Below are 12,221 nucleotides of genomic sequence, written 5' to 3'. Positions count from 1 at the left end.
TGCCCACTGTCCAAAGTGTAGAAGTAACATGAGTAGCAAACAGCCTAAATACGAATATGTCAGTACCGCAAAATTACCCACACGTATGGGTGACTTTAAAATACACGGCTTTGTAGAAGCCAGCGGACAAGAGCACGTCGCGCTTTCCTATGGTGAGTGGAAAGAAGATGACGTTGTTCCTATTCGTATTCACTCGGAATGTTTGACCGGCGACTCTTTGTTTAGCACTCGATGCGACTGTGGTTTTCAGCTAGAAAAAGCCATGCAGAATATTGTCGATAACGGTTACGGTGTGTTGCTGTATTTACGACAAGAGGGGCGCGGTATAGGCCTTTTAAATAAGATACGCGCATATAATCTCCAAGATAGCGGCATGGACACGGTGGAAGCAAACGAACACCTTGGTTTTGATGCCGACTTAAGAAGTTACGATATCTGCAAACTTATGCTTGATACGCTTAACGTTAAGCACGTTGAGCTAATGACTAACAACCCTAAAAAGTTGGCCGCGCTTAAGGCATTGGGTATTGATGTGGTAGGACGAAAGCCAATCGACCACGGCATTACTAAAGACAACAAGCATTATCTGAAAACGAAAACAGAGAAATTAGGTCACGCATTCGACCCTCACGTTTTTAAATAATCTGCCTGTTAATCAGGTCCTCCCCATATTCTTTGTTAAAGCGCCCACCTCCAAGTGGACGTTTTCTATTCAGCTTCGGTTAATTATAAAGCGGTTATAACGTATACAGACTAACCACATTGCGCAATACGAATGGCTTTTTCTCGCTGCGCAATGTAAGGAGAATGTATGAAAAACATAGCCCTAACCGTGATAGTGGCACTTTCTAGTGCTACCGCACTTCCCGCGATGGCGCAATCAAACACGAATTTAACGCAAGCCACAGCGTCCACCGAGCAATACTCTGATGCTCAGCTAGACAGCATACTTGCCCCTATTGCACTTTATCCAGACACCCTGCTCACCCATATATTGATTGCCTCAACCTATCCTCTAGATGTGGTGGCTGCCGATCGCTGGCGTCAAAGCAACAAGCACTTAACACCTGAGCAAGTAGAAAACGTACTTACCAGTGTTTCTTGGGATCCCAGTGTGAAAGCACTCGCACCTTTTACCGAGCTGCTAAACACCATGGCCAATGATCTTGACTGGTTGCAACAGCTTGGCGATAACGTACTTATTGATCAAGGCCGCGTGCTCGACCGTGTGCAAGTGTTGCGTCAACACGCACACAATACGGGTAACTTAGTAACCAATGACTACATTGAGGTGGAAACCGAGCGAGAAAACACAAGGGAAATTATCTATATAGAACCTCGTCAGCGCGAAGTCGTTTACGTACCTTATTACGATCCACACGCAGTGTATGGACATTGGTGGCATGCTACGTCGCCAGTGCACTGGCGCCATCATGTGAGCTATCACCATCATAGCAATGTATTTTGGTCACCCAGTATTCGTCTTTCAACGTTCTTCTTTTTCGGCAGTGTTCACTGGCACAATCGGCACGTGGTCATACACCGTGAACCCGTGCGTCGCTATTATCACGGGAGCCCGAGAAAACGCGTGATCAATCGAGAGTATCGTCGTTGGGAACATAATACGACACATCGTCGAGCACGTTACTCTAATCATGTGGTTCATAGCGCACCATCACGCTATGAAAAAGCGGGGCAAAGGCGAGAACAATATGTATCGAATAAGCAATTTAGAACAATGAACTCACCTAGTCGCCAAGGGGAAAAACAGGCTGGCAAGCTAGCTACTCGCACTGTTGATAAGTTTCCTTCAACGCGCACTACTGAACCCAAAACAGTAACGCCTATTAGGGAAAGTCGAATTAAAAATGGGCAAGGCACAGTAAACCGCAAACAGTCTATTGAGCACGCGTTAAAGCGTAATCAGGCAGCGGCGAAAATTAACAAGCCAACGAAGGAAAACACCTTAACAAAGCTAAGAAAAGATAAGCCTGTCCGTGTAGCGTCTGATGCAAAAGCACCAAAACGGATAGAGCAAAACACGAGGGAGTCACGCTTGCCAAAACAATACACCAACAAAGAACGAGTGGTGAGAGCAAGCCCGCAACCTCGCTCTGTGGCCAAAGAGAGTAGTAAGCCAAGGCGCATTGAGCGAACTAGCAATGCCTATACACGGTCATCAAAACAAACTGGTAACTCGCAAAAACAGGTTATGCGGGGTGAGCGAAGTGTTGCTAAAAGAAACTATGAAAAGCGCTAGAACTTTAATATGAGGACGCTGGCTAGCAACCAGCGCCTCCTTACAGAATAGGACTTAGAGGCAATTACTTACTTATTAGTTTCTGCTTCATGGAACGCCAAAAGTGCTTCAACAAAGCGCACCGGGGAGTCTTCATCTAAATTAAAATACAAAGACGGTTCAATAAGCTCAAGCTCCATAATGGCCCAATTGCTGTTCTGTCTTACTAAGTCCACACGAGCGTAAAGCGCATTGCAGGGCATTGCCGAAAGCGCCTTTTCGGCGACAGCGAGTTGAACATCATCTACACTTATAGGATGTAAACGCCCGCCGTGCTCTTCTTGTACGCGAAAGTCTCCTTCTTGTGGCACTTTCTTGATGGCATGACTGAACGCACCGCCAAAATAAAACAGCGAATATTCACCTTCTTCCACAATGCTAGACAGAAAGGGCTGAATCATGAAGTCTCGCTGCTTAAAGGTGTTACTTAGAACACCGGCGCTTTCTTTCCAGGTTTCACGTTCAAGCTTAAACGTGTCGTCAGCGTTAGCACTTAAGACGGGTTTTATGACAATCGCATCACTGCTAAATTCATCAAATGCCTTACCTATAACGGCGTTATCAAACGTTGCTTCCCATATTGTTTTTACAATGGGAACACCTTTTTGCTGCAAGTCCTTCAGATAATACTTTTCTATATTCCATTGCATGAGCCTCAGCGGGTTTAACAGCGTCGTGCTTGATGCATCTATCTGTTTTACACAGGCGAGAAATGCTTCGGCGTGTTGCTGGTAATCCCATGTACTTCGCACGATAACATAGTCAAACCGCGCCCAGTTTTCCGAATTCGTATGCCACGATACGGTTTCTACTTTCCAACCTTTTTGATTGAAATAGGGTACAAGTAATTCGTCATAAACAAAGAAATCTTCGAGGTTGTCAGTGGAAAGAAAAGCAACCGAAGGCATGTAACTCTCCCTAAAAAAAATAGCGCTGGGCCTTTTAGAATAAAGACGACTAGACAAAAGTTAAATGGTTAGAAAACGTCAGTTTTCATAAAATAGCGAAAATTAGCACAGTTTGAACTTCTAACCTACAATTTCAGTTCAAACACTCGTCGGAGATTGACATGCAGTACCCTTGGCTTCTTGATGGACACAAGATTTTTCGAGTTGTTATCGTTGTGCAGCTTATTATCGCTGTCGCAATCGGACTCTTTACCGGGGAACTCCTTGCCGCATTCATTTTTGGAGTTCCGATTGCCGCTGTGCCTTTGATGTTGAGTTTCCAAGACCCTTACTCGTCACTGAGTCGCCACGCCATGGCCATAGGCGTGCAGTTGCTGACGGCGTTGCACATACACCAGTCATTTGGCTTGATTGAAGTTCATTTTGAAATTTTCGTATTGCTAGCCTTCTTATCTTGTTTTAGAGATTGGAAAGTCGTGGCTACGGGTACCGCAGTAGTTGCTGTCCATCATATCTCCTTTTTCTTGCTTCAAGCCGGTGGCGCACCGCTTTTCATATTCGAAGAGGGTCACGTTAGCTTTTCTATTCTACTGATGCATGCGGCCTTTGCACTCGCTGAAGGTGGCGTATTAATGTACATAGCCAAACAAAGCCACCAAGAGGGTGCTGGTGCAGCAGAACTGCGTTTAGCCATTGAAACCATGCAGAAAAGCGATGGCAAGCTTGACTTGGGCGTTGCGCTCAACCGCGAACATAAAATTATAAGACCGTTTGCCGATCTTATCGACCAAGTGAGAGCGCTGGTCGAATTAGCTTCAAACCTCACCGAAGATGTTGTGCGCGGATGTGGAAAAATGGAGCACGCCGCCAATAACATGTTCGAGATAAGTCGCAATACCGACCAAGAGATCGCGATGGTGTCTGCATCGTCTGAAGAAATTGCACAGACTATGCAGCTTTCTACTGAACAAACAACCCTCGCAAGTGATAAGGCATCATCTGCTGAGGCGTCTTCAAGAAGCACCCGTGACACCATTTCTAATACAAGCCATACCATCGACTCATTACGCAACACTCTGAATGCGGCGGCGCAGACAAATTCAGCGCTCAATGAACAATGCTCTCATATTTCAGAGGCGATGCGCTCAATCACTGCGGTTGCGGAGCAAACGAATCTTCTAGCATTGAATGCAGCTATTGAGTCAGCGCGGGCGGGGGAACATGGTCGCGGTTTTGCCGTAGTTGCAGACGAAGTCCGCACCTTGGCAATTCGCTCTAAAGAAAGCGCCGACCAGATTACCAGCATTACTGAACAACTGGTCGCTCAGACAGCGAGCTCCGTTGAACAAATGCAGAAGTGCATTTCGCTTGTTGATGAAGCGGTTATATCCAGCAATGACGCTACATCTGCCATGACCGAAATCATGCAGCAAATTCGAGATGCCAGCGAGAGCATGACAGAAATTGCAACATCGGCGGTGGAACAAGAAACCGCTTCAGCCTCTATCGCAGAGAGTACAGCTCGATTAAGCGAGTTTACCTCTGAAGAGCTTGCAACCGCAGAAGGTCTTGCTAGAGAAGTTGACGTACTGTCTGAGATTTCAAAGCGCATGCGAAGCGCCATTGAGCGTTTCAAATTGTAATGTGTAGCCTTGCACTGAAATTGAGGCCTTAGACAGAATGCGTACACGATGGGGCTGGGCACTTTTAATGCTTTGGGCGGTGAGTTTACTTACCGCCCTCTTAGTTTATGGGCAACGTCAACTGTCGCTATTTGACCCAGACGGAAAGCTCCTTCACCTTACCACCGCCACAGAGTTTGATACGCAACTTGTAGCAATACTCAATGATGCAAATATTGAAGCGGGGTCTATTTTGCACGTCGGCACGTCCTCTCGTTGCTATTGTGAATCTTTGACCACACCTCACCAAAGCCAGCTTTCAGACAAGCTTGGTACCAATTATGAAATGGTGCGCCTTAACATAGAAGATGTTCCAGAATTACAAAACATAATTCCTGCTGTACCCGCATTGATTGTGGTGGACGAACTCAACCATCTGCGATATTTAGGCCCCTATGCAACGGGTTACGGCTGCTTTACCGGTGAGGACCTCGTAGATCAAGTAGTGAGCTATTCCCGTCAATCTCCATACACAGGTGCAGTTATTAATGCCGATGCTGAAGGCTGTTTTTGCTAACGACTGGCACAAATCATGTGGGCTCAACTATGCTTTTGAACTGGCTAGCTCTCTAGCGCAGCTCATTTATAGCAGATAACACCACGCTTTTACGCGGTCACTGACGAAGGGCGACTCATTCCTTTGATGTGCGATACAACGCTACGACCCAGTGCACTCAAGTCATAGCCTCCTTCCAGCATGCTAACCATGCGACCATGACAGCACTCATCGGCGATGAAACGCAATTGCTCACTTATCCAGAAGTAATCGTCCTCAACCAAGCGCAAATGCGCCATAGGATCTTCTGCATGAGCATCAAAGCCTGCAGAGATAAAAATAAGCTCCGGTTGAAAGTTGCGAAGTGCATCAAACCAATGCTGCACTTTTTCTCTAAACACATCACCTGTGGCCCCAGCCTCTAAGGGAACGGATAAAATATTACTTGCTGATACTGGTGAGCCACTATGTGGATAAAAAGGATGTTGAAAGCTACTGCACAACATAATGCGCTGATCACCAGCAACAATTTGTTCAGTTCCGTTGCCATGGTGAACATCGAAGTCAATAATGGCAACCCGTTTCAATTCATAGGTTTGAAGGGCATAACGAGCAGCAATAACAATGTTATTAAACACGCAAAAACCCATAGCGCTGTCGTAGGTGGCGTGGTGCCCAGGTGGTCTGGTAGCACAAAAAGCTTGCCTGTCGTCACCATCCATTACCCAGTCTACGGCATTGCAGCCTGCCCCTGCCGATTCTAACGCAGCCGTTAGGCTGTGGCGCATAAGACCAGTGTCTTCATCAAGCCACGCCACGCTGTCTTTATTTTCTGAATATTGCGTTTTTTCGTGATCACTAAACATCGCCTGCGCAGCGTGCTCAAACACGCTTTTTACATAGTAAGGATCATGCGCCAGCGACAGGTGAGCTTCAGCAATCGGTGTAGCATCAGCGTGCTCACACACCATATCTAAACCAGAGGAAAGCAGCTGATCATCTATGGCAAACAACCGGTCGGGTGACTCTGGGTGGTCTTTACCTAAATCGTGTTTTGTACCGTGCTTGCCTCGAAATATTTTTACTGTCATGTCAATGATGCCACATCTAAAACTAACTCTATATCACTGGGGTCGCCAGTGAACTTTCTTTTAAATTTCGCCTGTTCAAAAATGGCGATCATCGGACTATTGTCACCGCGGACATAAGCCATCATTTTTGCTATGCCACGCACCTTTGCAACATTAATCAACTCGTTTAGAAGCCGGCTAGCCATACCTTTGCCTTGCTGGGTTTCTCGCGTTACAAAAGCGGCTTCGCACGTATTGTCGTGAGGGTTATAGTAAAAGCGCCCTACCGCATGAATAGTAATGCGCGACCCTTCTTGTCTTACAATACACAGTGCAGCATCTGAACTTTGATCAACCGAAACCAAGTTACATGACTTCTCACGGGACATTTGTTTAGGATCATAGTTGTATCTGAGTCTGAGCGTTTCCTTGGTGTGAGAGTAGAAAAACTCTTGAAGACGTCTTTCATCGGCTGGATTCAAAGGCCGCATGTAAAATGTCTCGCCCTGAATATTTAGCTTTTTTAACTGAATTACGCCTAATTCAGGAATGTCAGTCGGATACTTTTCTTGGTAATGAGGCACCCAATAGTGCTGGCGAACATCTTCAAGCAGTGCTGCACGAAATTTAGGATGTGCCACACGTATAAGCTCGAGCGCTCGCTCTCGAATGCTTTTTCCCTTTAGCGATGCTATGCCGTATTCCGTTACAACATACTGAACGTTTCCTCGTGAGGTGACGACCCCTGCGCCTTCGCTGATGCGCGGAGTTATGCGAGAAATCGTTTCGTCTTTTGCAGTGGACGGCAGCGCGATAATGGCTTTACCGCCTTTACTAATAGACGCACCGGTGACAAAGTCCACCTGCCCGCCTATGCCGCTATAGAAATCGTACCCCAGCGAATCCGCTACCACCTGCCCCGTCAAATCAACTTCAAGTGCACTGTTTATTGCAACCATGTTATCGTTTTTGGCAATGTTGGTGGGTTTGTTCACATAGCTACTAGGGTAAAACTCAATGTGCGGGTTACTGTCAATTAAGTCGTAGAGCTTACGGGTACCAATCGCAAAACTAGTTACAATTTTACCGGGGTGGAAGGTCTTCTTTTTATTGGTAATAGCGCCCGACTCTAGCAACTCAATAATGCTGTCTGTGAGCATTTCACTATGAATCCCCAAATCCTTGTGATTACACAGATACTTAAGGGTAGCGCTTGGGATTTTTCCGATGCCAAATTGCAGCGTTGCGCCATCATCAACAAGCATTGATACATACTGACCGATACGCTCGGCGACCGAATCAATCGGCGGCGGCGTTACTTCCACCAAAGGCTCTTCCGCTTCAATACAGGCAGTAATTTCGCTGATATGAATGTAGGAATGTCCGGCGGTTCTGGGAACCTGAGGATTAATTTGAGCAATAACTTTCTTGCTTTGCCTGATTGCTGACATAGCGATATCTACCGCTGGACCTAGTGAGCAATAGCCAAACTCATCAGGTGGGCTAACATTTACTAAAGCAGCATCTAACGCTAGGGTACCATCGCTAAATAAGCTTGAAATTTCTGATAGAAAAACCGGCGTGTAGTCGGCGCGTCCCTCATCGACAGCTTTACGCATGGCCTCTCCACCGATAAAGAAAGTATTCGCCTTAAACAGGTTTTTATATTCTTCTTTAACCCAGCGGGTATCGCCTAAGGCCAGCATATGCACAAGCTCAATGTCACTAAAGCCTTCGCTGTTATCAATTAGATGCTGTACAAGTGCATGAGGAACCGACGCATTGCCGCCCACAAAGACGCGGCAGCCAGACTTTATTAATGATGACCACTGTGGTGCTTGAGGTAAACTAAATGCCATATCCATCTGCCCTTTTTCTCGCAATATCTCATCATGCCATAAAAACAAACGATTTCCTGCATTAGCTCAAACGCGGGCTATAAGCGATTGGTCGTAGACATAGGCAATATAAATCGACAAAAAAGGCCCAGCAGTATTCACCGCTAGGCCTCTGAAATTTTCAGGCTAAGTTCGCCCCAGGCCCTTTAACTTAACATCAAGCGCACCCGTGCAAATTTACAAAGCACGTTTACTGATATCGGAACTTTTCCAACCAGTTTCTGAAAAAGGGTGATATGACTGACTTACTATTTGCCAGTCGGTGGCCGTCATTTAATAGTAAAAGCTGCGCTTTTTGGTGTCTGGCGTATTTGAGGCTGTTTTCAATTGGCACAATATCATCATTCCAACCATGTACTAGGCTCACATAACCATCATAGGGGAACCGCTGAATTTTATAGTTCGGCAGATACAGAGCAGGCGCCATTAGAAATACGCCTCTTGCTGATATTTGACTTGCCGCGGCCAAAGAGACATAACCGCCCATGCTCGAACCAACTAAAATAACGTCATTGCACTTTTCGGCAATGGTTTCTTTCAAACGTTCTAAACGGGCTTCAGGGCAGTCGAGGTCTTGATAGTCGATACTCTCTACGCCAAAGCCCATGTCATTCGCCACGTTTGAAAGCGTGGTGATTTTGCTGCCCCAAGGGCCACTTTCTTTACCGTGAGAAAATACTACAGTGGTCATTACCAATATCCCTATTTTTGAAATAAGCGTTTTTTTCTCACTCTAGCGCACTTACTTATTGCTTGTCTTGTTTATGAAACAGTTTTTCTACCATTACGTAAAACATAGGCACAAAGAAGATTGCCAAGAACGTGGCTGCAAACATGCCACCCATCACCGCAATACCAATCGCATTTTGGCTGGCTGCACCAGCGCCGCTCGCCAATGCGAGGGGTGTTACCCCTAAAATAAACGCCATGGACGTCATCAATATAGGGCGGAAACGTTGCGATGCAGCATTAGAAACAGCAGTCATCAAATCTTCACCATTTTCATACTGCTCTTTTGCAAATTCGACAATAAGAATCGCATTCTTTGCGGCAAGACCTACCGTGGTCAAAAACGCGACCTGAAGGTAAACATCGTTGGGTAAGTTGAAGATAAATGCCGCCGTTACGGAGCCTAAAATCCCAAGCGGTACTACCAACATAACAGCAAAGGGAACAGACCAACTCTCGTATAGCGCCGCAAGGCATAAGAAAACGATAAGGATAGAAAGCGCGTAAAGCATAGGCGCTTGAGAGCCCGCTTCTTGCTCTTCGAAAGACAAACCAGACCATTCAATGGCAAAGCCCGGGGGTAGCTGCTCCACAAGCTTCTTCATTTCGGCCATTGCCTCACCCGAAGACACTCCTTCGGCTGCACTACCTTGAATATTTACTGAAGATATACCGTTAAAACGCTCTAGCTTGGGCGAGCCGTATACCCACTCTGTCGTTGAGAACGTGCTGAAAGCAACCATCTCACCGTCACTGTTACGAACAAACCATTTATCTAAGTCTTCAGGGGTCATACGATGGGGCAAGTCTGCCTGCATATAAACCCGTTTTATTCGGCCTTTGTCTATGAAGTCATTAACGTAGCTGGAGCCCCACGCAATTTGCAGCGCGTTGTTTATCTCGCTTAGATTAAGACCTAGCGCTGACGCTTTTTCGCTATCAATATTTATCTTAAATTGAGGTACATCACTTAGCCCGTTTGGACGAACGCCCGAGAGCTTAGGGTTTTGAGCGGCCATACCTAAAAGTTGATTTCGAGCATTCATCAAGGCTTCATGACCATTTCCGCCTCTATCCACAAGCTGCATATCAAAACCTGTGGCGTTACCTAACTCCATAATTGGCGGAGGCACAATTGGGAACGCTGATGCATCTTGAATTTGACTGAAAGCGCCGAATGCTCTTCGCGTGACCGCAAAGGCTGAATTATCTTCATCCCGCACACTCCAGTCATTGAAATTTAAAAACGCCATACCCGCATTTTGTGCCTGACCAGCAAAGCTAAAGCCAACCACAGCGAACATACCGTTTACCGCTTCTTGTTCTTCTTCGAGAATATAGTCTTCAACCTGTTTGATAGATTCAAGAGTTCGCCCAGCGGTCGCGCCCGGCGGTGTACTAACAAGTACCATCATGCGGCCTTGATCTTCATCTGGAAGGAATGCACCCGGCAATTGGCTGAATATAAACACCATACCGCCTACTAATAAGCCGTACACAACAAAATAGCGCTTCGCCCGTTTAGCCATATGGGTGGTAGTGCGTTGATAGCGGTCGCGACCTTTGTTGAACGTTCGGTTAAACCAGCCAAAGAAGCCTTTGTTCTTATCATGATCTTCCGGATGTTTTTTCAGCAATGTGGCACATAAAGACGGGGAAAGAACGATAGCCACCAGCACGGAAAACGCCATGGCTGACACAATAGTTACTGAGAACTGACGATAAATAGCTCCGGCTGAACCGCTAAAGAAGGCCATGGGAATGAACACGGTGGATAACACCGCAGCAATACCGACCAGTGCGCCTGTAATTTGTGTCATTGACTTCTTAGTGGCTTCGGCAGGCGATAAACCTTCCTCTTCCATAATTCGTTCAACGTTTTCTACCACAACAATGGCGTCATCTACCAACAGACCGATAGCAAGCACCATAGCGAACATGGTAAGCACGTTTATACTAAAACCAAAAGCGAGCAGCACAGCAAACGTACCAAGCAATACAACAGGTACCGCAATGGTAGGAATGAGCGTCGCGCGCCAGTTCTGCAAGAAAAGCAGCATGACTAAGAACACCAGCACCACCGCTTCAATTAGCGTGTGCACTACCGACTCAATTGACAGTTCAATGAACGGTGAGCTATCTACGGGATACACGACTTTTACCGTATCAGGCAGGTTTGAGCGCAGCTCTTCTACGCGTGCTTTCACCGCTTTGATGGTGTCTAGCGCATTCGCGCCAGAGGCTAGACTAATAGCCATACCGGAAGCTGGCTTGCGGTCGTAACGAACAATAACGTCGTAGCTCTGGGCGCCAAGTTCAACGCGAGCTACATCACGCACGCGCACTTGGGAGCCATCGGTATTAACGCGAAGAACAATATTTTCGAAGTCTTCGACAGTTTGCAGGCGGCTTTGTGCCTGAATGGTCGCATTAATCTGTTGGTTTTCAATAGCCGGCATACCACCTAGTTGCCCCGCAGAGACATCAGTATTTTGTACCTGTACGGCGGCCTGTACGTCGGTAGGCGTTAGGTTATAGCTATATAATTTGTCAGGATCTAACCAAATACGCATGGAGCGCTGTGCACCAAAGACACGCACATTGCCCACACCGTTAACGCGCGAGATAGGATCTTGGAAACTAGACACCAGCATGTCACTTAAGTCGTACTGTGTCATGGTGTCATCTTCTGAGTAGAACCCCACGGCCAGCGCAAATGCACTGTTCGCTTTGGTAACGGTTACACCCTGCTGTTGTACTTGAGTAGGCAGAAGCGGCAACGCACCCTGCACCTTGTTTTGTGTTTGTACCTGCGCAATATCTGGGTCTGTGCCAGGCTCAAATGTCAAAGTAATCGACATCGTGCTGTTCGAGCTACTTGCCGAGAAATAACGCAAGTTATCAATACCGGTTAGGCTTTGCTCAATAACCTGTGTAACGGAATTTTCAACGGTTTCCGCTGACGCTCCAGGGTAAGATGCAGAGATGGTTACCGACGGTGGCGCCACCTTTGGATACTGCTCAATTGGCAGCGAAGTAATGGCTAAAACACCAGCCATCATAGTGATAATTGCGAGCACCCATGCAAACACGGGCCTGTCTATGAAAAAACGAGCCATATTACTTAAATTCCTTGTTT

The 12,221-nt window shown here is 46.6% G+C and carries 9 protein-coding genes; 4 read left to right on the top strand and 5 right to left on the bottom strand.

Annotated elements, in window-relative coordinates; translation table 11 throughout:
- Window positions 1-28 precede the first annotated feature (28 nt).
- Together ribA and C6Y39_RS03265 are read left to right on the top strand one after the other, a co-directional pair.
- Complete coding sequence (ribA, locus tag C6Y39_RS03270; protein ID WP_105929896.1) at window positions 29-643, top strand: GTP cyclohydrolase II; 615 nt, start codon at window positions 29-31, stop codon at window positions 641-643.
- A 168-nt stretch (window positions 644-811) separates the two neighbouring features.
- Window positions 812-2,260, top strand: coding sequence for a DUF3300 domain-containing protein (locus C6Y39_RS03265; protein WP_105929895.1), 1,449 nt, complete (start codon window positions 812-814; stop codon window positions 2,258-2,260).
- 68 nt (window positions 2,261-2,328) lie between these two features.
- Here C6Y39_RS03265 and C6Y39_RS03260 read toward each other — a convergent pair whose 3' ends face one another.
- Window positions 2,329-3,207, bottom strand: coding sequence for an ATP-grasp domain-containing protein (locus C6Y39_RS03260; protein WP_105929894.1), 879 nt, complete (start codon window positions 3,205-3,207; stop codon window positions 2,329-2,331).
- Window positions 3,208-3,368: 161 nt separating this feature from the next.
- Here C6Y39_RS03260 and C6Y39_RS03255 point away from each other — a divergent pair, with 161 nt between their 5' ends.
- Complete coding sequence (locus tag C6Y39_RS03255; RefSeq protein WP_105929893.1) at window positions 3,369-4,850, top strand: methyl-accepting chemotaxis protein; 1,482 nt, start codon at window positions 3,369-3,371, stop codon at window positions 4,848-4,850.
- Between the two features lie 37 nt (window positions 4,851-4,887).
- Window positions 4,888-5,406: a DUF6436 domain-containing protein gene (locus tag C6Y39_RS03250; RefSeq protein ID WP_105929892.1), complete on the top strand. Its 519-nt coding sequence runs from the start codon at window positions 4,888-4,890 to the stop codon at window positions 5,404-5,406.
- A gap of 89 nt (window positions 5,407-5,495) precedes the next feature.
- On the opposite strand, the gene C6Y39_RS03245 is transcribed toward C6Y39_RS03250, so the two are convergent.
- From C6Y39_RS03245 to C6Y39_RS03230, 4 genes are all read right to left on the bottom strand, one after another.
- The gene (locus C6Y39_RS03245) at window positions 5,496-6,476 is read right to left on the bottom strand and encodes a histone deacetylase family protein (protein WP_105929891.1); all 981 of its coding nucleotides are present in this window, start codon (window positions 6,474-6,476) and stop codon (window positions 5,496-5,498) included.
- Complete coding sequence (locus C6Y39_RS03240) at window positions 6,473-8,314, bottom strand: bifunctional acetyl-CoA hydrolase/transferase family protein/GNAT family N-acetyltransferase (protein ID WP_105930014.1); 1,842 nt, start codon at window positions 8,312-8,314, stop codon at window positions 6,473-6,475. The genes C6Y39_RS03245 and C6Y39_RS03240 overlap by 4 nt, the downstream gene beginning before the upstream one ends.
- Window positions 8,315-8,543: 229 nt before the next feature.
- Window positions 8,544-9,044 carry a YqiA/YcfP family alpha/beta fold hydrolase gene (locus C6Y39_RS03235; protein WP_105929890.1) on the bottom strand — a complete coding sequence of 167 codons (501 nt, stop codon included), beginning with the start codon at window positions 9,042-9,044 and terminating at the stop codon, window positions 8,544-8,546.
- A 55-nt stretch (window positions 9,045-9,099) separates the two neighbouring features.
- Entirely contained in the window at window positions 9,100-12,201 is a 3,102-nt protein-coding gene (locus C6Y39_RS03230; protein ID WP_105929889.1) for an efflux RND transporter permease subunit, read from the bottom strand.
- Window positions 12,202-12,221: the final 20 nt, after the last annotated feature.

It is taken from the genome of Alteromonas gracilis, assembly GCF_002993325.1.
Lineage (GTDB): Bacteria > Pseudomonadota > Gammaproteobacteria > Enterobacterales > Alteromonadaceae > Alteromonas > Alteromonas gracilis.
This window is presented reverse-complemented; position numbering and strand designations above follow the sequence as displayed.

Bases quoted from the DNA above. Each gene is read 5' to 3' on its own strand.
- ribA (WP_105929896.1), top strand. From the start codon at position 29: ATGAGTAGCAAACAGCCTAAATACGAATATGTCAGTACCGCAAAATTA.
- C6Y39_RS03265 (WP_105929895.1), top strand. From the start codon at position 812: ATGAAAAACATAGCCCTAACCGTGATAGTGGCACTTTCTAGTGCTACC.
- C6Y39_RS03260 (WP_105929894.1), bottom strand. From the start codon at position 3,207: ATGCCTTCGGTTGCTTTTCTTTCCACTGACAACCTCGAAGATTTCTTT.
- C6Y39_RS03255 (WP_105929893.1), top strand. From the start codon at position 3,369: ATGCAGTACCCTTGGCTTCTTGATGGACACAAGATTTTTCGAGTTGTT.
- C6Y39_RS03250 (WP_105929892.1), top strand. From the start codon at position 4,888: ATGCGTACACGATGGGGCTGGGCACTTTTAATGCTTTGGGCGGTGAGT.
- C6Y39_RS03245 (WP_105929891.1), bottom strand. From the start codon at position 6,476: ATGACAGTAAAAATATTTCGAGGCAAGCACGGTACAAAACACGATTTA.
- C6Y39_RS03240 (WP_105930014.1), bottom strand. From the start codon at position 8,314: ATGGCATTTAGTTTACCTCAAGCACCACAGTGGTCATCATTAATAAAG.
- C6Y39_RS03235 (WP_105929890.1), bottom strand. From the start codon at position 9,044: ATGACCACTGTAGTATTTTCTCACGGTAAAGAAAGTGGCCCTTGGGGC.
- C6Y39_RS03230 (WP_105929889.1), bottom strand. From the start codon at position 12,201: ATGGCTCGTTTTTTCATAGACAGGCCCGTGTTTGCATGGGTGCTCGCA.